We start from the raw sequence: 22743 nt of genomic DNA on the forward strand, positions 1-22743 counted from the left end.
CATAAGAAAAAGCGCGATGCGGGCGTTTTGATATCACCGTGGCGCTGATATGCCTGTGATCATGCCCGCATCGCCGCTGAAACCGGGTCAGCCCTGCGCCATGGCTGCCACCGGCTCGGCGTGGGCGGCACTGGCGCGCGCACTGGCCCGTGGCAGGGCATGCTGCAATGCCTGGCAGATTTCCGCCGTGCGCACCGCCATCACTGACAGCAGGGTGTCGCTGAGACCATGGGTGGGTTCGCAGCATCCCTGCAGGAACACGGCCGGCCGGAAGCCCTCGGCGGCCTGCACCTGATAATGGCGGTTCACGCTGCACTCGCCGAGCCAGGGTTGCAGCGGTGCCAGCAGGTCGCGGTGCACCTGGCGCTGGTAGCCGGTGGCGAGCACCACGCCGTCGTAGCAGGTGCTGTCACTGTCGCCGGTATCCAGGTTGGCCACGCGCAGGTGCACGCCGGCGTCATCGGCCACCACGGCTTCCACTTCATGACGGCGGCGGAAACGGTGGCGCTGGCTGCCGGTGACTTTCTGCCGGTAGAACACTTCGAAAATCTGCTGGATCAGCTCCAGGTCCGGCGCAGCGTAGTTGGTGTTCATGTACTCCTCCAGCAGCGCTGCGCGCTGGCCGGTGGCGTTGTTGAACACATAGTCGGTGTATTCCGGGTTGAAGATTTCGTTCACGAACGGGCTGTCGTCGGAGGGCTTGAATGCCCAGCAGCGGGTGATCAGGTCGACTTCCGTGCCGTCGCGCTGGGCCAGGTCGAGGAAGATTTCTGCCGCGCTCTGGCCGGCGCCGATCACTGCCAGGCGGCGCGGGGCCTGCTGGCGGCCCAGCTCTGACAGATAGCGGCTGGAATGAAACACGCGGGTGTCGTCTTGCAGGCCGGCGAAGCTCGGTGGAATGTTCGGTGCGCCACCGACGCCGATCACCAGTGAGCGGGTCAGGCGTTCATGCACCTGGCCACTGGCGTCGCGGGAACGCACGCGCAGCAGCGAGACGTCCTTGCCCTGCATTTCCGGCAACACCTCGAACACGCTTTCACCGAAGGCACACTGGTGCTCGAAATGCGACGCGGTCCAGGCCAGGTAGTCGTTGAATTCATGGCGGCTGGGGAAGAAGGTTTTCAGGTTGATGAAGTCCTGTAACCGGCTTTTTTCGTGCAGGTAGTTGAGAAAGCTGTAGCGGCTCGACGGGTTGCGCGGCGTGACCAGATCCTTGAGGAAGGAAATCTGCATGTGCGCATGATCCAGCAGCATATCCGGGTGCCAGGCGAAGCCGCCCTGGCGTTCGATAAAACAGGCGTCCACCTTGCCGTGGCGCTGGCCGTGTTCTTCCAGCGCGATGGCCAGGGCGATATTCGACGGGCCGAAGCCGATGCCGATCAGATCGTGGATATGCATGATGGAAACCTCATTCATTCGATTCGGTGGGGAAAGGCCCGGAGGGGGACGAAAAGGGTGCGCCGGGATGGGGCGGCGCGGGCACCCACAGACGTTCGTTGAAAAAGTGTTCGCGCGAGAGCATGCCGAGCACCGCGTGCTTGTGCGGAAAATCGAACGTCTTGACCAGGGCGTAGCCGCAGCGCGACAGGTTGCGCAGCATCCGGTCGTTGTCGGAGCGCGGTTCGATCACCAGACGCCGGGTGCGGTGGTCCGCCAGAAACAGGTAATGCGAGACAGAGGGCATCCAGGCGGCCAGCCACGGCTTGCCGCGAAAGGCGGCGTCGCCCACCAGTACATGCCAGCCGCGATCAAAATCATCCGTGTCGTAGTAGGGCGCGATGCGGTCCTCGCGCGCCCAGTAGGCTTCGATGTAACCAAACGGCGTGTCATCAAAGGCGGCGATCAATGGCAGGATGCCGGGGGCATGGGTGACCCGTTCCAGATACTGGCGGTGATGGCTCAACTCGCCCTGTTCTTCCCAGAAGTGCGCCACCACCGGGTCGTTCATCCAGCGGTGAAAACGCGGCAGGTCGGTATCGATATCGGCCACGCGCAGCGAGAACGTGGCGTTCAGCCAGGGAATATGGCGGCGGTACACCACCCCGGCAGGTTTCGGCGCACGCAAGGGATGGCGGCGCCCATCCTGCATCACGTGCTGCACGGGAAAATCCGGGGCATGGCCGTCGCCGAGCCAGAGTGTGCCTTGCTGCCAGAGCAGGCTTTGCAGCACCACATGGCCGTGGTGGGTGTCCGGAATCAGCACGCCCAGCCGCCGCAGTTCGGCGTGCAGTGGTGCCGGCACCCGCAGCCCGAGAGCGCGCGTGCCGGGCGTGCGTGAGAAGGTGGCTTCCAGTGCGGCCAGTACGTCGTCGGTATCGGGCAGTTGCTCGCCCTGCCAGGCCAGTGTGAGCAGGTCGCCGCGCACGCGCAGTGTCCAGGGGCTGTGCCGGCGTTCGGGCAGCCGCACCAGGCTCAGGCGATGCGATTCGCCTGTGGCCAGGTAAGTCGTGCCACGCGGCCGCGAGACAAAACTTGGCGACAGGCGTTGTTCGGTGGCAGTGTCCGGCACCGGCTGTGCTCCCTGCGGTTAAATGACTCGTTACTAGCCAGACGAATCAGCGATGGGCTTGTTTAGGTTTTCTGAATTCGGGGGCCAGCGGACAGGCGGTGCAATAACCTTGATCTGGCAGGCGGTAGTAGAGACAGCACTGCCGGTGCAGCGTGATGGCATTGCCCTGGTATGCGACGATGCGCGGCGGCGCGTACAAGGGGTTTTTCTGTGCCGGTGGCCAGCGACGCTGGTGCAGCAGAAACTGCTCGTCGGCCCGCAGGCGCGACAGTAAAAGAGGCTCTTGCCGGCACAGCTCGCCGGCCTCCCGGAAGACGCCTTCCAGCCGCCGCGCGGCATTGCCCCACAGCAACCGCGCCGGGACGCGCGCGGTGTCGCTCAGGCGCCGGATCAGCGGCGCCAGATGGTGATGCAGCAGCGCGTGATAGCGGCTGGCGCTGTCGCCGGGCATCGCCTCGCCGGGATGGATGATCACCAGTGCCTGCGTGTGGCCGTCAGCGTCCAGCCGCAGCGCGCACTCGTCCGGCGCCAGTGGCCAGCGCTGTTGCAGCAGGCTCAGGCCGGCCATCACCGGCGGCAGTATCTGCGCCAGATAGTGCAGCAGCCAGGCGCAGGCGATGACGCGCAGGTCCTGTGTGCCGAGGTGTGTGCCGTGGCGTCTGAGCAGGCTGCGCAGGGAGGTGTCATCGGTCAGCAGCCGCTGCAGGGGCAGGCCATCTGCGCCGGGCGTGCACTGCAGTGTTTCGGCCAGTGGCGCCAGCGTGCCAGGGAACAGCGGCTTGAGCAGATCGATCATGAAGAGCCCGGTGTCGTCTTTGATGGACAGACGAATGAGCGGGCCGTCTTTTCAGTAAATATCGCCGGCAGCCAAACGTCAGTCTGGGTACAGCCCCTTGCCGTGAGGCCACGCCATGCTTGCCCTGTTGTTACGCCAGTCCCGCCGCCGGATGCTTGTGGCGGTGATCGCCAGTGTCCTGTCGGGGTTGTGCGGTGTGTTGCTGGTGGCGCAGATCAACAGCGCGCTGAGCGCCGATGAAGCGGCCCGCACGCAGCTGGCGTGGACGTTTGCCGCGCTGGCCGTGGGCATGATGATCACTCGCGCGCTGGCTGCGATGCTGTCGGAACAACTGGGGCAGTACGCGCTGGCCCGGCTGCGGCATGTGATAGCTGCGCGGGTGATGGCGGCGGATTTCCGCCAGGTGGAGCAGCTTGGCAGTGCGCGGGTGCAGTCGGCACTGGCGGAGCACAGCACCAACGTGGCGCAATTTTTTGTCAGCGTGCCGGCGATCCTGAATAACGCCGTGGTGGTACTGGCCTGCCTGGTGTACATGGCGCTGTTGTCGTGGCAGGTATTGCTGGCGGCGGTGGTGGTGATCGGCCTGGGGTCGCTGGGTTATCACCTGGCGCATCTGCGTGCGCTCGGGCATCTCAGCGCAGCATCGGTGGCGCAGGACGGGCTGTTCGGGTATTTCCGCGCGCTCACCGATGGTGCCAAGGAACTGCGGCTGCACCGTGACAAGCGGCAACGCTTTCTCGACGATGTGCTCGGCCAGTCGATTGAATCCGTGCGCCATGCACGCGCCACCGGCATGTCGATCTTTGTCGCCTCGGCGAGCTGGGGCAATTTCCTGATCTATGCGTTTATCGGGCTGGTGCTGTTTGTGCTGGTGGGCGATGTGCCGGACCGGGCGCGGATCATGACCGGCTTTGCGCTGATCTTCGTCTATATGGTGACGCCGCTGGAAGTGCTGCTGATGAATATCCCGCGTGCCAATCTGGCGCGGGTGTCGGCGGCCAGGATCGAAGAGATCACAACGGATATCGGCGCGGAAACGCCAGCGGGCCGGACGGCGCCGACGCAATTCCGGCGCCTGTCACTGCAGGGGGTGCGGCACCGTTACTACCACGAGCAGAGTGACGAATTTTTCGAACTGGGACCGATTGATCTGGCATTCAGCCCGGGCACGGTGACCTTTCTGATCGGCGGCAACGGCAGTGGCAAGACGACGCTGGCGAAACTGCTGGCGGGGTTGTACACCCCGGAGGAAGGCACGATATGCCTGGATGGCGAACCGGTGACGGAACGTGACCGCGATGACTACCGGCAACTTTTTTCTGCGGTGTTCTCGGACTTCCATCTTTTTGACCGCCTGCTGGAAGCGCCCGGCACCGCCTCCGATGAGGCCGGCAACCGGCTGCTGGCGCGGTTGCATCTGCAGCACAAGGTGCAGGTGCGCAACGGTGCCTTCACCACCCAGGCGCTGTCACAGGGCCAGCGCAAGCGGCTGGCGCTGGTGGTGGCCTGTCTTGAGGACCGGCCGTTTCTGATCTTCGATGAGTGGGCGGCGGATCAGGACCCGGTGTTCAAGGAAGTGTTCTATCACGAGGTGCTGCCGGCGCTGCGCGAACAGGGCAAGGCGGTGCTGGTGATTTCCCACGATGACCGCTATTTCGATGCCGGCGACCGCCTGTTGCGGCTGGACAGCGGGCGCCTGTCGCCCTTGCAGGCGGCGCCGCCCGCGCGTGCGGTGCTGGCAGAAAACTGAGACTTTTCCGCGTTCTGTGACCGGCTTTGCATTCCCCATGTGCCCGGTGGATGACCGGCGTTGTCGCGTCCGGGCGGGGTCGTATAATGCGCCTCGTCACGGAAAACACGGATTGTTGTCTCATGAAAACCCTGCTGGTGTTCAAGGTATTGTTCCCGCTGATCGGCTTCGGGGCGCTGACGGGCGCCTGGCTGCTGTACAGCGATGCCCGTGAGTTTGTTGCCACATCGACGGCGACCGAGGGCACGGTGGTGGAACTGGTGCGCTCGCGTTCCAGTGACTCGACCACTTACGCACCGCAGGTGACCTTTACCGATGCACAGGGCCGTGCGCACGCCTTTACCTCCCGGACCAGCAGCAACCCACCGGCCTATCATGTCGGCGAAACAGTGCGCGTGCTGTACCGCTCGGGGTCACCGGAGCAGGCACGTATCGACGGGTTTTTCTCGCTCTGGGGTGGCGCGTTGATTGTCGGCATCCTCGGCAGCGTGTTTGCGCTGGTCGGGCTGGGCATGGTGCTGGTGCCGATGCTGCGCCAACGGCGTGCGGCGCAGTTGCGTGCCAGCGGCCGGCGGATCGAGGCGGCGTTCCAGGGCGTGGAGCACAACACCTCGCTGACGGTCAACGGCCGTCATCCGTTCTGTGTGATCAGCCAGTGGCAGAATCCGGCCACCTCGCAGGTGCACGTGTTCCGCAGTGACAACCTCTGGTTTGACCCGTCGGAGTACATCACCCGCACGCAGATTCCTGTCTATATTGATCCGGCTGATCCGGATCGTTATCACGTCGATCTGTCGTTTCTGCCCGCCCTGGCCGGATAAGCCGGCAGGCACAGTGTGGCCCGCAGGCCACCGGCCTGGCCCGGCGCCAGTTCGAGCCTGCCCCCGGCGCGGCGGGCAATGGCTTCGGTAATCGCCAGCCCCAACCCGCTGCCGTCGCTGGAAGGATGACGCCAGAAGCGGCGCGTCAGTTGGCTGATGTCCGTGTCACTCAGCCGTTCACCTTCGTCGCAGACTTCAATCAGCAATTCATCGTCCTGTGTTTCGGTAACCTGTACGGTCACGGCGCCGCGGGTGTGGCGCAGGGCGTTGTCGAGCAGATTACGCAGCGCGACCGCTGCCAGTTCACTGGGCAGGTGCGGTGCGCGGGCGGGCAAGGTCCGGGGCAGGTGCAGGCGTTCGGTGGGTGGCAGCGCGTCACGTATCTGTTGCAGCAGCACGTCCAGGCCGATGCGCGTGCCAGTGGGCCAGTCTTCGTGGCTGTCCAGCCGTGCCAGCATCAGCAGGTGTTCCAGTGTGCGCTGCAGCCGTGCCACGGCGGCTTCTGCTTGCGCCAGTGAGGCGTCGGCACGGGCCGGGTCGGTACGGCGAGCCACTTGCAGGTGGGTCTTGATGGCGGTCAGCGGTGTGCGCAGTTCGTGCGCGGCGTCGCTGGTGAAACGTTGTTCGCGATGCAGCAGATCGCCGGTGTCGCGCAGCAGTCGGTCCAGCGTGGTCAGCACTGGTGCGAGCTCATCCGGCACCGGGCCGATATCGACGGCTTCCGGGCTGGCCGGATCACGTTGGGACAGCGCGTCGCGCAGCCGCGCCAGGGGGCGCAAGCCACGCCGTATGCCGAGCCAGAGCGCCAGCAGGCTGCCGAGCAGGGCGATCACAAACGGCAGCGCGGCGGCGAACAGGATTTCCCGTTGCAGGGCGTGGCGCTCGGTCAGGCGATCTGCGGTGCTGATAAACAGCCCGTTGAATTCGCGGGTGTAGACGCGCCAGGGTTCGCCGCCGATATCGCGATCATGAAAGCCGACGCCGCCGCCGGCCAGCAGGTCGGGTAGCGCGCTGTGGGTTTGCAGGAAGATACCGCCGCTGCCGTCGCGCACCTGGCAGGCGACGCTGATATCTGCCGGCACGGACAGCGTGGCGCCGCCGGGGACTTGCCAGGCATCTTCCGGCAGTTGCATTACCAGTCCGCCGACCATGCGCGCTGAGGCGGCCAGGCGCTGGTCCAGCGTGTCTTGTAGCCGCTGTTCAAGATCGCGTTGCAACCAGAAGGCGGCCAGCAACCACAGCAGGCTGAAGGACAGGCCGAGTATCCACAGCAGACGACGTTGCAGGCTCATGTCAGTTCATCCACTGCGCCGAGACGATACCCGAGGCCGCGCACGGTCTGCACGATGCCGGGGCAGAGTTTGCGCCGCAGGTGGTGGATGTGCACGTTCAGTGCATTGCTTTCCACGCCGGTGTCGAAGCCGTACAGGCTGTCCTTGAGCTGTTCGGCGCTGAGTACGGCGCCACGGGAATGCAGCAGTTTTTCCAGCAGCAACAGTTCCCGGCGCGGCAGGTTCACCGCTACGCCCTGCCAGGTGATATGGCGCGCTGCCGGATCAAGCTGTAGCGGGCCATGTTCGATCAGCGGTTGCGCGCGGCCCGCAGCGCGGCGCAGCAAGGCGTGCAGTCGCGCCACCAGTTCGTCCAGATCAAACGGCTTGGACAGGTAATCATCGGCGCCGGCATGCAGCCCGGCGACACGGTCCGGCACCGCGTCGCGGGCGGTGAGCACCAGCACGGGCATAGGTTTGCCGGCGGCGCGCCAGTCGCGCAGCAGGCTTATGCCGTCCTGGTCGGGCAGGCCGAGATCAAGGATCACTGCATCACTGTGCAGCGTGTCCAGCGCTGCGCGCGCGGCCCTGGCGGTGCGCACATGGTCGACGGTGAAGTCGTGCAGCGCCAGTCCGGCCTGGATGCCGGAGGCCACCAGCGTGTCGTCTTCTACCAGCAGGATATGCATGTCGGCTCCTGAATCGTTGGTATAAGAGTATCGCCTCCGGGGATTAGCTCAATGTTAATGCTGACTTAATGCGCGCACGGCAGGCTGCCTGCCATGGCAATGGACGGTGGAGCGCGTGAATGGTCAGGTCGGTGATGCTGGTAGTGCTGGGGTTGTGCTGTGTAGTGCTGGCCCGGGCGGACTTTCTACAGGCGAGCTTTCTCCAACCCGATCAGGCTTTCCGTTATCAGTTGACGCCGGGGGACGATGGCCTGGTGACGCTGCACTGGGACATCGCGGACGGCTACTACCTGTACCGCAAGGCGTTCGAGATCAACGGCACGCCAGCGCCACTGGCAGCCATCGACTTTCCGCAGGGCGAGATGATCGAGGACGAGTTCTTCGGCGCCTCGGAAGTGTATTTCCACCAGGCGGTGATCGAGATCCGGCCAGGTGCCGCTCGCACGCTGTCACTGACCTGGCAGGGCTGTGCGGAAGCGGGGCTGTGCTATCCGCCTCAGCACGCCAGCGTGACCTTGCCCGGCGTGAACGGGCCGGACATGAACGAGCCCGATGTGCCGGCGCCCGCCGAGGATCAGCAACTGGCGGCCACGCTGGCGGACGGTCACCTGCTCTGGGGTGTGGCGGCGTTTTTTGGTCTGGGTCTGCTGCTGGCCTTCACGCCCTGTGTGTTGCCCATGTTGCCGGTGCTGTCCGCGCTGGTGGTGGGGCGGCAGGCGCGCGGCTGGCAGGGCTTTACGCTGGCGCTGGCCTATGTGCTGCCGATGGCGCTGACGTATGCGGCGCTGGGCGTAGCGACGGCGCTGGCGGGCGCGAGCATGCAGGCGGTGTTTCAGCAGCCCTGGGTGGTGTCGCTGTTTGCGGTGTTGTTTGTGTTGCTGGCGCTGGCGATGTTCGGGTTTTTCACGCTGCAGTGGCCGGGTTGGCTGCGTGACAGGCTGAACCGTGCCGGTGAACGCCAGCGCGGCGGCACGCTGCTCAGTGCGGCGGCGATGGGCGTGTTGTCCGCGTTTCTTATGGGGCCGTGCATGACCGCACCGCTGGCGGGCGCGTTGCTGTATATCGCGGAAAGTGGCGATGTGATGCAGGGCGGCCTGGCATTGTTTGCGCTGGGTCTGGGCATGGGCGTGCCGCTGTTGCTGGTGGCGACGGCAGGCGCGCATCTGCTGCCGAAACCGGGTGGCTGGATGGACGCGGTGAAAACGGGTTTCGGATTTGTGCTGCTGGGCATGGCGCTGTGGTTTATGGCGCGGCTGTTGCCATCGGCGCTGGTGCTGGCGCTGTGGGGCACGTTGCTGCTTTCGGCGGCGCTGATGCTCTGGCGTGCCACGGGGCAAGTGCGCGCACCGGTTACACCGGGTGGGCTGCTGGCAGGCGCGCTGGCACTGCTGGCGGGGGTCTGGTCGCTGTTGATGCTTGGCGGCGCTGCCGTCGGTGGCGAGTCGCCCTGGCAGCCGCTGGCGCCTTTGGCGAGGGCGGCGGCGCCAGGGTCGGAGAATGATTTCATGGCGCGTTTTCAACCTGTGCCGGATGTGGCCACGCTGACGACACAACTGGCGAATGCCGGTGCGCGGGGACAGTGGACGCTGGTGGATTTTTACGCGGACTGGTGCGTCTCCTGTCACGTGATCGAGGCCGAAGTATTCGGTGATCCGGCGGTGCAGGCTGCGCTGGACTCGGTTCAGTTGCTGCGCCCGGATGTCACTGCCAACAACGCCGACGACAGGGCACTGATGCAACGCTATGGCATTATCGGCCCGCCCACGCTGTTGTTGATCGGGCCGGACGGTGAAGAGCGGCGTGCGCAACGGGTGATGGGTGAAATTAATGCGGCGGATTTTCTTGCCCGCTGGCAGGCGGCGACGGAACAGGAGTAGGGCATGTTGTCAGTGAGTCTGGGGCCGCTGGTGATGTCGGTGCAGCGCGGGTTGCTGGTGCTGGCGGTGTTGGTGGCGCTGATGGTGGCGATGTTTCTGGCGCGGCAGCGGCGGGTGCCGGTGGCGGACGCGGTGATCTCGGTGCTGGGCTGGGGTGTGCTGGGCGCGCGGCTGGTGTTTGTGGTGCGTTACTGGAGTGATTACGCCGCCGCGCCCTGGTCGATCGTGGACATCCGCGATGGCGGTTTTGATCCGCTCGGCGGTGTGCTGGCGGCGGTGTTGTATGCCGGCTGGGTTGGCTGGCGCCGTGCGGCGTTGCGGCGACCGCTGGCCATCGCGCTGGGTACCGGTGTGGGTGTCTGGCTGCTGAGTACGGTGGCGTTTCTGTCGCTGGAAAATACTGCACGGGAACTGCCGGCGGTGCCGCTGGCGACGCTCAGCGGTGGCGACACCTCGCTTGCTGCACGCCACGATGGCCGACCGATGGTGGTGAATCTGTGGGCTACCTGGTGCCCGCCGTGCCGACGTGAAATGCCGGTGCTGGAAGTGGCGCAGCAGGCACGTCCGGACGTGCAGTTCGTGTTTGTCAATCAGCGCGAGCCGCTGTGGACGGTGCAGCAGTTTCTGATGCAGCAATCGTTGCAGCTGACCAATGTGGTGCTGGATACACAGGGTGAACTGTCCGCGCATGTGGGCTCGTTTGCGTTGCCGACCACGCTGTTTTATGACGCCGGGGGCAAGCTGGTGGACAGTCACCTCGGTGAAGTCTCCCACGCCACGTTGCGGCACGCGCTGCAACGCTTGGCACCGAGTGAATCATCTGAAAAGGAGTAACCCCGTGCGCGCATTGTTTTATGGATTGCTGTGGGTGCTGAGCCTGCCGGTGGCAGCGGACGATGCCCTGCCTGCGCCGATCACGGCCCTGACCACACGCGGTCTGTCAGTGGTGGATACCTTCGAGGCGCCAGGTGATCTGTCCGGTTATGTGATGAGTGTTCAAGGCCGTCAGCTCACTGTATTTGTCACCAAAGATGGCCAGCACGCACTGGTCGGCACGCTGCTCGATGCGCAGGGCAATGACCTGTCGGAAGCGCCGCTGAACGCCGCCATGTCAGCGCAATACGCCGGCGCCTGGGACACGCTGGAGAACAGCCACTGGATCGCTGACGGCGATAACGATGCGCCGCGTGTGATCTATACCTTTACCGATGCCAACTGCCCGTTCTGCCATCGCTTCTGGCAGGCGACGCAGCCGTGGGTCGAATCCGGCAAGGTGCAGGTGCGGCATGTGCTGGTGGCGATGCTGCGCCCGGACAGCCTGCCAAAAGCGGTGGCGATGCTGGCGGACGAGGACCCGGGTGCGGCGCTGGCGCGGCATAATCATGCCTATGAACAGGGCGGCATTTCGCCGGCGCCAACGCCATCAAGTACGCTGACCTCGCAAGTGCAGGCCAACACCGACGTCATGCGCAGTCTCGGGCTGGGTGGTACGCCCGCGACGTTCTACCAGGATGCAGAGGGCAATGTGGTGGTGAAGCAGGGCTTGCCCGGTGACGCGGAGATGGCGCACGTCATGGGCAGCCCGAAACCGTAATCCGCAGATTGGCGGCAGGGTGGATTTCTGTCCTCCCTGCAGAAAGCAGCGTCAGAAGGACGACCAGCCACTGGCTTCCATGAACCGGTACAGCCAGTAGCGCATGGTCGAGTCATCCTCGAAGGCACTGTAGTCGAGGCTGTAGATCACATCACCGGTATTGCCCCAGCGTTTTTCGAACATGCCCAGCGTGTCGCGGATCAGCGTGTGATCTGCCGGTGCCTGTACATGCACATCGGTTTCCAGGTTGAAATCATCCAGGTTGCGACGGGTGAAATTGGCTGAACCGAGAATCAGCTCGGCGTTGCCGTTGGCGCGCACCAGCAGCATCAATTTGGTGTGGCACTGTTCGCCGGAGGTATTGCACCAGCGCACGGGGATGCCGGCGCGGTGCAATGTCAGCGCAACCTGGCGGTTGGGGATGCCGTTTTTCTCGCGGCCGAAGGCATCCTTGTTCGGGTCGAGCAGGATGCGCAGGTCTACGCCGCGTTCGGCGGCGTCCAGCAGTGACTGCAGTAAATCGCGATGGGAAAAATAGAACACTTCGATCTGCAACTGGTCGCCCGGCTGGGCGCTGTTGACTGCCGCAATCAGCGCATCGCGGATGTCGGCTTCGGTCAGCACCTGTATCAGTGCGTCGTCGGGTGCCACGGCGGTGGCCGGTGGTGCCACAGGCAGGCCGGTGAGGTCAATGCTGTCGTCGGAAAAACCGATCACCGCCAGCTCTGTGTGCAATAGGTCCAGCGCCGCCGGGCCCCCGAAACGCAGGGCGACGTTGCCGTGTGCACTGCTGCCATCGTGCGGATTGGCGGACATCACCATGCCGGTCCAGCTTGCGCCTTCATCCACCACCAGTGACTTGCGGTGGTTGGCCTTGAAGTTGATCAGCGTCAGATAGCTGCGCAACGTCACCTTGCCGGGGCCGACCGGGTTCGGCAGCCAGCCGTGCTGGTCGTTGTTGCCGAACCACTGGCAGCACAGGCGCCATAGACCGGACCAGGACGGGTTGGAGTCACGCAGTTTCTTCAGGTCGGTGATGACCACGTCGATGCCGGCGTCGCGCAGGGCGTCCAGATGGGGCGCCGGCAGTCCGCCGTAGAGATTGTTGATCGGGTCAGTGATGACGATGACGCGCAGACCGGGTACGGCCTGCTTGCGCTCGATCAGGTGACGGGTCAGTTCGCTGGACAAGGCGCGGTGCTTTTCTGGTGGCTCGCCCTGGAAATCGTTGTACAGGAACATGTCCACGACGATCAGTTTTTCCGCCTGGTCAATCAGCCGGAACACCTCGTCGAAAATCTGCTGGTCGATATGCCGTTGGCCCTTGCCATCGACGCCCGTGTAGTCCACCAGCAGGCGGGCGTCCTGTACCACACGTGGCGGCGTGCTGGTGCTCAGGCCGGCGGGCAGGGATTTGCAGCTGTTCAACAGGGCGGTGCAGACCATCAGCAGAATGACCAGGGTGGCGATACGGGACAGCAGACGGAGCATGTCATTTTCCTTCACAAGGTGCCCCGACTTTAAATCACAGCGCCGGTTTCTGCTATGCTGCCGCCGAGACGGCAGGAGGCAGTTATGACGGCAATTCTGGCAGGGGTGGTATTGCTTGGTTGGGGCGCACTGGCGGCGGCGCGTGCGTTGTTGCGCCTGCGTGGCCTGGATGACCCGGCGCTGATGCAGCTTGGTGTGCCGGCCGGTGTCTGGCTGCTGTGTGCCGGCGTGTTGTTGATAGGGTTGCCGGAGACGACGCTCATTGACGGCGGGCACACACCGACGCTGGTCTGGAGCCTGGTGCTGATCACGCTGATCTGCGCAGTGTCGCCGATGCTGTTCTGGCTGCGGCAACGGGGATACTTTCGTTAACACCGCTCACAGTTCACCAACAGATGGTGGACAGTTCTGGCACAGCGGTGCCTGAGGCTTGGTGATTAAGTGAGGCATGGCCAGCAGGCCATACCCATAACAATACCTGCTCAGGACGTTGCCATGATGTGTGATTCTTTTGCCCGCCGGTGGTGGCCGCTATTTGGTGCGGCCGTGTTCTCCTGTTCGCTTGCCGCCTGCGGCGGCGGAGGTGGCGGCAGTGGTGCCGGCACGCCCCGTGAAGAACCGCCCGATGAAGGGACGCCGCCGGTACGTGAGGTGCGGCCGCTGCCGACCAGTCATGCTGCGTTGCCCGCCGCCAGTTGCGAGGCCGGCACCGATCTCGATGGCGGCCGTAGTTATCGTGTTGAAATGCCGTCGCGCGTTGACGGCGCCGCCATCGTCTTTCAGGTCTTCGAACCGCGCACTCTCGATTGCACCGCCAGGCATCCGCTGATTCTGGAAGGGCACGGCTTTGCCGGTTCGCGGCAGACCACGGCCGGCAGCAGCTTTTCCGGGCCGGTGGCGCAGCTGGTCGAGGCGGGTTATGCGGTGATCAGTATCGACCAGCGCGGCCATGGTGAAAGCGGTGGCACGGTGCGGGTGATGACGCCGGATTTCGAAGGCCAGGATCTGATCCAGATTGTCGACTGGGCCGAGGCGCACCTGGATTATCTCGCCTACGCGCCGGATGACGATGGCCTGGACAATCTCCGGCTCGGCTCGGTGGGCGCCAGCTACGGTGGCGGTTTCCAGTACATGCTGTACAGCATGGACCCGGACCGGCGCCTGGATGCGATGGTGCCGCAGATCACCTGGCATGACCTGAGCTACAGCCTCAGCCCCGGCGACACGGTGAAATCCTATTGGGGGTTGTTTCTTTCTGCTGCCGGTGACCTTGGCAGTGGACTGTCCATGGACCCGTTGCTGCGGGCGACGCTGGTGGAAGCAGCGGTCTCGAACGTGATGCCGGATTCAGCGCAGGATTTTCTCAGCTACAGCGGGCTGGCCTACAGTTGCGGCAACCCGCGTGAGCTGGCGTTGCTGTCGGCACCCGGCACCGACGATTATGCACTGGACCCTTTGCTGCAATTGCTGGCACCGCTGACCGGCGGTGGCCGCTATGTGGTGTCGCAACCGCCGGGCGAACTTTATCCGGTGGATGTGCTGATGTTTCAGGGTTTCCGTGATTCGCTGTTCACCTTCAACGAAGCGTACCGGAATTATCAGTGCCTGAGCGCGCTGGGTGGTGACGTGCGCCTGCTGACCTATCCGTTTGGCCACCATTATCTGGCGCCCAATGTGGGCTTTGTGCTGGAAACGGTGCAAGGGTTGCCGACGTTGCTGGGGGCCTTGCCGGATCTCGCTCAGGGTAACCTGGATGCCTTCGCCGGTTGCGGCGAGGTGGATGCGACGGCCGCCACGCTGGCCTGGTTTGATGAAAAACTGCGTGGGCTTGGCAACGCCGATGATGTGATCACCTCCGGCCAGGATGTCTGCCTGACGATGACTTACGGCGATGCGGTGACGGTACCGGAAGTGACGGTTGGCGGGCAGTCTTTTGAACTGGCCGGGCCAGCGGGTGTGCCGGTGACGGCGCTTTCCGGCGCCGCCGGTGTGCTGCCGACACTGGTGCCGCTGGGCAGCGTGACGGAAGAGGCGGTGATTGCCGGCATTCCGACCCTATCGGTGACGCTGACCGACCCGCTGGCGATGCTCAACCCGCTGGAAGAAGTGCTGCTTGATCCGCTGCTGTGCAACGACGTGATTCGCGGCCTGCTCGGGCCATTGGTGGACCCGCTGCGGTGCAGCCAGACGACACCGCCGTTGCTGGTGCTCAAGGGCGATGACGTGATCCTGTTCGCCGGCATCGGCATCCTCCGGGCCGAACTGATTCCCGGCGTACCGCTGCCGTTACCGGTGCCGGAGCTGATTGATGAGCAGGTGTATCCGCTGCGCGGTATCGGCCCGCACGACGTGATGCTGGAAGGCATTGCCGAACGGTTGCATCCGGGGGACCAGTTGTTCCTGATGCTCTACGGCGTGCACCCGACCTTTGTGGGGACCTTTTCCCGCGACCTGCTGACGATCACCGTCGGTGTGAACGGGGAAGTGAAGCTGCCGCTGTTGACGGCGGATGGCCGCGCCGCGCTGCCTGCATCGGCGATTGGCGCGCCGCTGCTGCCACGCTGAACCCGTTGGGCACGGACGCCCGCCCTGCCTTTCTTCAGCGTTTGTCCAGATACTCCGCAAACCCCGCATCCTCTTCCAGCACCAGTGGCCGGCCCCAGCCAGGCACCGTGACGGCTTTGTCCGAGAGTGTCAGGTCGTCGCTGTCGAGCACGCCTTCACCGAAGTGATAACGCGGCCGGGTTTCACCGCGCAGTGCCTGCTCGTCCCAGGTGGCGATAGCCTCGCGCGTCTGTTCGACACGGTGTTGCCATTGCGTCAGGGCCTCGGCGCCGTGCCGTTGTGTCAGCAGCGGCAGGACCGCCTCCGGTGACAGCACCACGGCAGTGGCGTTGTTGCCGCCAAAGCCTTTCGAGTTCAGCAGCGCGGCTTTCGGTGTATCCAGTGTGCGGTGCGCCTGACTGAAGTGCAGGTGCTCACGGTGCACATCCGGCGCAATCTGGTCCAGCGTGAAAATGCCGGGCAGGATGCCACTGGCGAAGGTGCCGAGCGTCGCGGCGAGCTGGTCGCCGCCGGCGCTGCCGAGGCTGTGGCCGACATAGCATTTGATCGCCGCCACGGGCCAGTTGCGAATGCCGAAGGCGGCGGCGGTGCGCTCCATCACATCGGATTCGGTGACGCGATTTTGCGGCGTGCCGGTGCCGTGGGCGTGCACGAAACTGTGTTCGCGCAGGCCACGCTCGCCGATCAACTGGCGTGTCAGGTGCGCAGCGCGGATCATCGTCAGGTGATTGCCGATGCCGGGCGCGGAAATGGATTTTTTCGGGCCGTCGGCGTGCACGAACACATCCGGGACGGCGCCCAGAATATCGGCGCCCATTTCCAGTGCCAGCGCGTCGTCCATCAGGATGGCGAACTGGGCCGACTCGGCGATGGTGAAGCCGACATTGAAGCCGAACGGGCGGCAGGCGCGGCGATGGTCCGGTGTGTCGCGGCCCGGATCGAGTTTGCGCAGCGCTTCGTCTTCGCCCAGTGCGCCCATGGCGCGGTAGCCTTCGATCACTTCCGGCACCAGCGGTGCCTCACTGGTGCCGACCACCACCAGACGGCGGCGACCGGCGCGGATGTCCTGCACCCCGAGTTGCAGGTTGTACAGAAAGGTGGCGCAGGCCCCGAGCATGCCGCCGGTGCTGCCGGCGGCGCCGAGCACATAGGCATTGATGAAATCCGCTGTCATCTCGCCCAGGCCCAGCGGTACCTGTTTGGAGGAAATGCGCCGGCCGGTGGCGGGGTAGCGGAACAGCCCGCCGAGGCCGTGATCATCCAGTTGCGACATGGCGTTGGAGGCGTACACACCGATCTGGTCCGGGGCCAGCCTGGCGCACAGCTGCGACCAGTCCAGTCCGAGCATGCCGAGCGCCTCGGAGGCGCCATACACGGCCAGTTGCAGCGGGCGCGGGTGATGCCGCGAGGGATACAGCTGGGCGGGATCAAAGCCCCCCGGCAACTGCCCGGCGGACTGCACCTTGCTGCGCTGGTAGCCGGGCAACAGCACATCACTGCCGCCAGGCAGGGTGACCAGGCTGCGGCGGTTGTCGACGCGGGTCACCTGCCAGCCTTCGGGCAGCGGCTGTGGCAGGTCCATATTGCGCACCACGAAGCTGGCCGGCGCCTCCCCCTGGCTGGCGCTGACCGAGATGGCGATGCGGTCGGGGTCCAGCAGCGGGGCTTCCAGGCGCCGCACCAGGCTGCCTTCGAGCAGCGCGGCGTCATCGGCATAGCGGCCGGTGGTGTCCAGGCTGCGCAGGGCACGCAGGGTACGGGCCTGCCCGGCGGCATCCAGCGCATCGAAAATCAGGCGATTGAAGCCGTGGTGGCAGGCACTGCGGCCGGCGGGGCTGACGCCGCCGAGGGCGGTAATGACGGGGAGTGCGGACAAGAAACGGCTCCGGCTGATTCGTGACCATTCAGTCTGACTAATGGGTCAGGAATTCTACCGGATCAGGTCGGGGGAGGAAGTGCGCACTTGGTCGAATATGTAACGGAAAAAAACAGGCCGCCCGGAGGCGGCCTGTCTGGGGCGATCAGCCGGGAGCGCGTTACAGCAACTCGATGGCTACCGCCGTGGCTTCACCCCCGCCGATACACAGGCTGGCGATACCACGCTTGCCGCCGGTGCGCTTGAGCGCGTGGATCAGCGTCAGGATGATGCGCGAGCCGGTGGAGCCGACCGGGTGGCCCAGGGCGCAGGCGCCGCCGTGGATATTCACTTTCGAATGCGGGATGCCCAGGTCGATCATCGGCATCATCGCCACCATGGCGAAGGCTTCGTTGATTTCAAACAGATCGACGTCGTCCACGCTCCAGCCGACTTTCTTCATCAGGCGCTCCGTGGCACCGATCGGCGCCAGGGTGAATTCACTCGGATGCTGCGAGTTGGTGGCGTGGGCCAGGATGCGGGCAACCGGCTTCAGGCCGCGCTCATTGGCGACGGATTCGCGTGCCAGCACCAGCGCAGACGCGCCATCGGAAATCGAGCTGGCGTTGGCGGCGGTGACGGTGCCGTCTTTGGCGAACGCCGGGCGCAGGGTCGGGATCTTGTCAATATTGGCGTTGCCCGGTTGCTCGTCGGTATCGACCAGCGCTTCGCCTTTGCGGGTCTTCACCGGCACCGGCACGATCTCGTCCTTGAACCAGCCTTCGGCGATGGCGGCCTGGGCGCGCTTGAGCGATTCGATGGCGTAGTTGTCCATGTCTTCGCGGGTGATGCCGCGCTTGTCGGCCACTTCCTGTGCGAAGGACCCCATCAGGCGGCCGGTCTCGGCGTCTTCCAGGCCGTCGAGGAACATGTGGTCATACACGGTGCCGTGACCCATGCGCATGCCGGCACGGGCTTTATCCAGCACATACGGCGCGTTGGTCATGGACTCCATGCCACCGGCGACAACGATGTCGTTGGTGCCGGCGACAATCGAATCGAACGCGAACATGGTCGCCTTCATGCCGGAGCCGCACAGTTTGTTGATGGTGGTGGCACCGACGTTGTCCGGCAGGCCGGCCTGGCGCATCGCCTGGCGCGCCGGGCCCTGTTTCAGGCCGGCGGGCAGGACGCAGCCCATGATCACTTCCTGAACGTCGGCCGGTTGCAGGCCGGCACGGGCGATCGCCTCACGGATGCTGATGGCGCCCAGCTCGGGGGCGCTGACCGGAGCCAGGCTGCCCTGGAAACCGCCCATGGGGGTCCGGGCGCCGTTCACGATGACGACGGCATCAAAACTCATGATGTTCTCCTGAAGTGATTGACGGCCAGTGCACACGCGGCCGGTTTTCGAGGGCCGCATTGTACTGGGGATGCTGCAGGCACGCACCCGCGCCGTCGCTTGAAAAATGACCGGCAAGTCCCCATGTCGTCCTGCACGGCCCACCGGCGGTTGTTATCGATAGTTAAACCACATGGTCCTCGGGTAGCCCGTGTGAAGGTGGGTTGCTATTATCGCCGGCAGTCAGCGACCGCCTCTCCCGACAGTGCGCCGTTGACTGCACTCGTGATTGCCGTGCGCGATGCCTGAACATCGGTGTGCGATGCATCACAGCGTGCCAGGATTGAAGTACGCCCGCCGACCCGGAAAGGGTTCTCTACCCCGAAACGCTTTCCGCGCCGGCGTCATTCACAAAGCTGGATCAACGTCAGGGGACATGACTATGGCTTTCGAACTGCCTGCACTGCCTTACGCGAAAGATGCGCTCGCGCCGCATATGTCCGCGGAAACGCTGGAATTCCACTACGGCAAACACCACCAGACCTACGTCACCAAGCTGAACGAGCTGGTCGCCGGTACGGACAAAGAAGGCCAGTCTCTGGAAGACATCATCAAGGGCGCAGGCCCGGGCCCGCTGTTCAACAACGCCGCCCAGGTCTGGAACCACACCTTTTTCTGGAACAGCCTGAGCCCGAACGGCGGTGGCGAACCGACTGGCGCCCTGGCCGATGCCATCAACGCCAAATGGGGTTCCTTCGACAAATTCAAGGAAGCCTTCACCAACTCCGCCATCGGCAACTTCGGTTCCGGCTGGACCTGGCTGGTGAAAAACGGCAATGAGCTGGAGATCGTCAACACCAGCAACGCCGCCACCCCGCTGACCGACGGCAAGACCGCACTGCTGACGGTCGACGTGTGGGAACACGCTTACTACATCGATTACCGCAACGCCCGTCCCAAGTACCTGGAAGGGTTCTGGGCACTGGTGAACTGGGAATTCGCTGCCAGCAACTTTGCCTGACAGCGACGGCGGCCGTGATGACGGTCGCCATTCAGGTATTTCCCTGCAAAAGGCCGCAATTTTGCGGCCTTTTGCGTGTCTGATCTTTCAGCCAGCAGGGCGCTGCGGCATCATGCTGCCATGACGCGGGCCGGAGAACGGGCGGCGCATGACAATAAACGACCGGCACAGCCGGCGCAGTTGAGCGGAGTCATCATGATCAGGAAATGTGCAGGCATCGTGCTGATGGGGCTGGCCCTGTCGGTCCACGCCCAGACGGAACAGGCCACGCCCCCGGCTGACGAACAGGCGGCGTCGCCCGCGCTGCAGGAGATCAATGCCCTCGGCGAAGTGGCCATGCAGACCGGCCTGCAGGCCATCCAGGAAAGCGGCGGCCTGTACCCGTTCGCGATCATTGGCCGCACCGATGGCCAGACCCAACTGGTGGGCTACCAGGGTGACCCGGCACTGCGCCCGCCGGCGGAAGAGTGGGGCGAGGCCCTGTTCCTGCGCCTGCGCGAGATGGCCGCCGGGGACGACACCATCAAGGTGGCCGCGCTGGTGCGCCTGCACAATGTGCCGGCAAAAGAAGAAGGCGAACCGCCGATCCCCGGCCTGTGGGTGCTGGTGGATCACCGCGATGAGCGGGCCTGGGTGCTGTTCATGCCGTTCCTGCCTAACGAGGACACCGGCAAGCGCACCCCTGGCGAAGTGATTTACTACGCGACCGACCAGCCCCTCTTTCCGGTGGGCGACTGATCGGGCGTGACCAGGAACCGGCCGTCGGGATGCAAGTCTCAGGCGGCTGACGGGTTTCACATGACGCAACAGTGGACGCTATGAACCAGGATCGTGATTTACCGATGGGCGATATTGATCGCCTGAGTGTTGACGATGATCGCCGGCAGGCCGCGCGCAAGCAGGCTGTCCAGGGGCAGGGCAACAAGACCGGTGGCGGCGGCCAGGGTGGCGGTGATGAACCCCCGCGCCGCCCGCGCCAGAGCGCCGCGCCCCGGCCCGCCGCCGCCCGCAGTGGCGGTGGCGGCTTCTGGATCGCCAGCACCGTCATCCTGCTGATCGTCGCGCTGGGCATGGGCGCCTTTATGTACCGCGAGCTGAGCATGGTGCGTGCGCAACTCGACAATCGCCTGAGCGAATCCACCGAACGCCTCGGCAGCCTGGCCTCGCAGCTGTCCGCCGCCGATGAAAGCTTCAGCCAGTCCGCCGGGCAGGTGCAGCAGCGCCTGGACGAGCACATGAACGAAATCCGCAAACTGTGGGACGTGGCCAACAAGCGCAACAAAGGCTGGATCGAGGAAAACCAGGCGGCCATCCGCACCTTGCAGGGCAAGGACACCGAAATGAGCCGCACCCTGGCCACGCTGCGCAATGAGCTGAACACTGCCAAGACCGATGCGGCCACTGCCAAGCAGCAAGTGACGGAACTGCGCACCACGTTGCAACAGACCACCGTGGCGCGTAACCAGATGCAGACCCAGCTCGACCTGTCCCAGGAAACCCTGCGCCAACTTGAAAGCCGTGTCACTGCCCAGCAGAAAACCCTGGAAGACGTGCGTGGCCTGTTGCCGCAATTGCAGGCCCTGGCCACCGCCCAGGGCCAGGGCGGTGGCGTCGCCACCCGCCTGCGCGAAGTGGAAGCGGCGATCAGCGCCTTCGACGAATACCGCCGCCAGGTCAACGCCCGCCTGGATGCCTTGCAGGCACGGTGATATTACCATGAGGCGCCCTGTTCATCGGGGCGCCTCATTTCGTTGGACGTGAATGCCCGCGCTGCTACAATGCCCGGCGCGCGCTAGTGGTGGAATTGGTAGACACGCTGGATTTAGGTTCCAGTGCCGAGAGGCGTGGGGGTTCAAGTCCCTCCTGGCGCACCATCTCAATTTTTGGCGAAGTTCGGTAAGGTTCGTTAACGATAAAAAAGATTTTCAAAATCAAATCGTTATACTGAATTTTTGTCCGTTTTCGTTCGTCAAAAATCGTTGCAAGCCGAGCATTTTTTGGGGTAGCTTGGGGGCAGTTACAGTCGCTCCCTAAGGGTGTTGCCCCCAAATGCCTCTTACCGATGTTGCCATCCGCAAAGCTGCCCCGCCAGAAAAGCCGACAAAGCACTTTGACGGCGGCGGGCTGTTTTTGCTGCACAACCCGAACGGCAGCAAGTGGTGGCGCCTGAAGTATCGCTATGGCGGCAAGGAGAAGCAGCTGTCGCTGGGTGTCTATCCCGAGGTCAGCCTCAAGGAGGCGCGTGAGCAGCGGGATGAGGCGCGCAAGCTGTTGAGCAAGGGCGTGGACCCGGGCGAGACCCGGCGTATTGCCAAGACCATTAACGCGCCGGACAGCACCAAGTCATTCAGGGTGGTCGCCCTGGAGTGGCATGCAAGACAGGCAACCCGCTGGTCCGAGCGCCATGCCATCCGCATCATGCAGCGCCTGGAGAATGACCTGTTCCCGCTCCTGGGGCAGCGTCCGGTGGATGAAATCAAGGCGCCGGAGTTGCTGTCTGTTCTGCAGCGTAAGGAGGGCAAGGGCGCTTACTATTCCGCCCGCCGGCTGAATCAGATCGCCGATCAGGTATTCCGCTATGCCATCGCTACGGGTCGGACGGAGGTCAATCCCGCTCCCAACCTCAAGGGTGCCCTGCATCAGATCAAGAAGACCCATCTGGCGGCCATTACGGACCCGAAGAAGGTCGGGCCGCTGCTCCGGGCGATCGACGGCTATGACGGGTCCATTGTGACTCGGGCAGCGCTTAAGCTGGCGCCGCTTGTCTTTGTGCGCCCCGGGGAGCTTCGGCACGCCGAGTGGTCTGAAATCGATCTGGAGGCCGCTGAGTGGACGATTCCCGGGCACAAGATGAAGATGGGGGTGGCGCACCTTGTTCCCCTGTCACGTCAGGCCGTGGCCATCTTCAGGGATATTCAGCCGTATAGCGGTAAGGGAAAGTATGTATTCCCCAGCCCCCGTACCGACACCCGGCCAATCAGCGATAACGCCGTTCTGTCCGCCTTGCGCCGTATGGGCTACGAAAAGGACGAGATGAGCGGTCATGGCTTCCGGGCCATGGCCAGAACCATCCTGGATGAAGTGCTGAAGGTGCGTCCGGACTATATCGAGCATCAGCTGGCGCACACGGTACGGGATCCCAATGGCCGGGCATACTGAACC

19 protein-coding genes and 1 tRNA gene are annotated in these 22743 nt (G+C 64.3%); 12 read left to right on the forward strand and 8 right to left on the reverse strand.

The window, feature by feature from the left end; translation table 11 throughout:
* Positions 1–87 precede the first annotated feature (87 nt).
* Genes S7S_RS05405 through fhuF form a run of 3 tightly spaced genes read right to left on the reverse strand, consistent with a single transcriptional unit; the run spans position 88 to position 3305 of the window.
* A complete protein-coding gene (locus S7S_RS05405) occupies positions 88–1398 on the reverse strand; it encodes a lysine N(6)-hydroxylase/L-ornithine N(5)-oxygenase family protein (protein ID WP_008737468.1) in 1311 nt (436 codons plus the stop codon).
* Positions 1399–1408: 10 nt separating this feature from the next.
* Positions 1409–2509, reverse strand: coding sequence for a GNAT family N-acetyltransferase (locus S7S_RS19930; protein ID WP_008737469.1), 1101 nt, complete (start codon positions 2507–2509; stop codon positions 1409–1411).
* Between the two features lie 46 nt (positions 2510–2555).
* Positions 2556–3305, reverse strand: a complete 750-nt coding sequence (fhuF, locus tag S7S_RS05415) for a siderophore-iron reductase FhuF (protein WP_008737471.1) — start codon at positions 3303–3305, stop codon at positions 2556–2558.
* A gap of 115 nt (positions 3306–3420) precedes the next feature.
* Here fhuF and S7S_RS05420 point away from each other — a divergent pair, with 115 nt between their 5' ends.
* Together S7S_RS05420 and S7S_RS05425 are read left to right on the forward strand one after the other, a co-directional pair.
* Positions 3421–5055, forward strand: coding sequence for a cyclic peptide export ABC transporter (locus S7S_RS05420; RefSeq protein ID WP_008737474.1), 1635 nt, complete (start codon positions 3421–3423; stop codon positions 5053–5055).
* Positions 5056–5177: 122 nt separating this feature from the next.
* Positions 5178–5876 (forward strand): DUF3592 domain-containing protein, encoded by a 699-nt coding sequence (locus tag S7S_RS05425; RefSeq protein ID WP_008737476.1) that lies wholly within the window; start codon positions 5178–5180, stop codon positions 5874–5876.
* Here S7S_RS05425 and S7S_RS05430 read toward each other — a convergent pair.
* Positions 5837–7168 (reverse strand): ATP-binding protein, encoded by a 1332-nt coding sequence (locus tag S7S_RS05430; RefSeq protein ID WP_008737478.1) that lies wholly within the window; start codon positions 7166–7168, stop codon positions 5837–5839. The genes S7S_RS05425 and S7S_RS05430 overlap by 40 nt on opposite strands.
* On the reverse strand, positions 7165–7836 hold the full coding sequence (locus S7S_RS05435) for a response regulator (protein WP_008737480.1): 672 nt from the start codon (positions 7834–7836) through the stop codon (positions 7165–7167). Before S7S_RS05435 ends, S7S_RS05430 begins: the two co-directional genes overlap by 4 nt.
* A 119-nt stretch (positions 7837–7955) precedes the next feature.
* Here S7S_RS05435 and dsbD point away from each other — a divergent pair, with 119 nt between their 5' ends.
* From dsbD to dsbG, 3 genes are read left to right on the forward strand one after another with little or no spacing between them, the layout of a single operon-like run.
* On the forward strand, positions 7956–9713 hold the full coding sequence (gene dsbD, locus S7S_RS05440; protein ID WP_008737481.1) for a protein-disulfide reductase DsbD: 1758 nt from the start codon (positions 7956–7958) through the stop codon (positions 9711–9713).
* Between the two features lie 3 nt (positions 9714–9716).
* Positions 9717–10547: a TlpA disulfide reductase family protein gene (locus S7S_RS05445; RefSeq protein WP_008737484.1), complete on the forward strand. Its 831-nt coding sequence runs from the start codon at positions 9717–9719 to the stop codon at positions 10545–10547.
* 4 nt (positions 10548–10551) lie between these two features.
* Positions 10552–11307: a thiol:disulfide interchange protein DsbG gene (gene dsbG / locus S7S_RS05450; protein WP_008737486.1), complete on the forward strand. Its 756-nt coding sequence runs from the start codon at positions 10552–10554 to the stop codon at positions 11305–11307.
* Between the two features lie 51 nt (positions 11308–11358).
* Here dsbG and S7S_RS05455 read toward each other — a convergent pair whose 3' ends face one another.
* On the reverse strand, positions 11359–12798 hold the full coding sequence (locus tag S7S_RS05455) for a phospholipase D family protein (RefSeq protein ID WP_008737488.1): 1440 nt from the start codon (positions 12796–12798) through the stop codon (positions 11359–11361).
* A gap of 84 nt (positions 12799–12882) precedes the next feature.
* Here S7S_RS05455 and S7S_RS05460 point away from each other — a divergent pair, with 84 nt between their 5' ends.
* Positions 12883–13170: a hypothetical protein gene (locus tag S7S_RS05460; RefSeq protein ID WP_008737489.1), complete on the forward strand. Its 288-nt coding sequence runs from the start codon at positions 12883–12885 to the stop codon at positions 13168–13170.
* A gap of 123 nt (positions 13171–13293) precedes the next feature.
* Complete coding sequence (locus S7S_RS05465) at positions 13294–15363, forward strand: CocE/NonD family hydrolase (protein WP_008737492.1); 2070 nt, start codon at positions 13294–13296, stop codon at positions 15361–15363.
* Positions 15364–15397: 34 nt separating this feature from the next.
* Here S7S_RS05465 and S7S_RS05470 read toward each other — a convergent pair whose 3' ends face one another.
* Together S7S_RS05470 and S7S_RS05475 are read right to left on the reverse strand one after the other, a co-directional pair.
* On the reverse strand, positions 15398–17239 hold the full coding sequence (locus S7S_RS05470) for a beta-ketoacyl synthase (RefSeq protein WP_008737494.1): 1842 nt from the start codon (positions 17237–17239) through the stop codon (positions 15398–15400).
* Between the two features lie 160 nt (positions 17240–17399).
* Complete coding sequence (locus S7S_RS05475; protein WP_041025934.1) at positions 17400–18581, reverse strand: acetyl-CoA C-acyltransferase; 1182 nt, start codon at positions 18579–18581, stop codon at positions 17400–17402.
* 421 nt (positions 18582–19002) lie between these two features.
* Here S7S_RS05475 and S7S_RS05480 point away from each other — a divergent pair, with 421 nt between their 5' ends.
* From S7S_RS05480 to S7S_RS05500, 5 genes are all read left to right on the forward strand, one after another.
* On the forward strand, positions 19003–19581 hold the full coding sequence (locus S7S_RS05480) for a superoxide dismutase (RefSeq protein WP_008737498.1): 579 nt from the start codon (positions 19003–19005) through the stop codon (positions 19579–19581).
* A 195-nt stretch (positions 19582–19776) separates the two neighbouring features.
* Entirely contained in the window at positions 19777–20319 is a 543-nt protein-coding gene (locus tag S7S_RS05485) for a hypothetical protein (protein ID WP_008737499.1), read from the forward strand.
* An 80-nt stretch (positions 20320–20399) separates the two neighbouring features.
* Positions 20400–21290, forward strand: coding sequence for a coiled-coil domain-containing protein (locus S7S_RS05490; protein ID WP_008737500.1), 891 nt, complete (start codon positions 20400–20402; stop codon positions 21288–21290).
* Between the two features lie 80 nt (positions 21291–21370).
* A tRNA-Leu gene (locus S7S_RS05495) sits at positions 21371–21455 on the forward strand.
* A 175-nt stretch (positions 21456–21630) separates the two neighbouring features.
* The gene (locus S7S_RS05500; RefSeq protein ID WP_008737501.1) at positions 21631–22740 is read left to right on the forward strand and encodes a tyrosine-type recombinase/integrase; all 1110 of its coding nucleotides are present in this window, start codon (positions 21631–21633) and stop codon (positions 22738–22740) included.
* Positions 22741–22743: the final 3 nt, after the last annotated feature.

Origin of the sequence: Isoalcanivorax pacificus W11-5, from assembly GCF_000299335.2 — a bacterium.
In the GTDB taxonomy this organism is placed as follows: Bacteria; Pseudomonadota; Gammaproteobacteria; order Pseudomonadales; family Alcanivoracaceae; genus Isoalcanivorax; species Isoalcanivorax pacificus.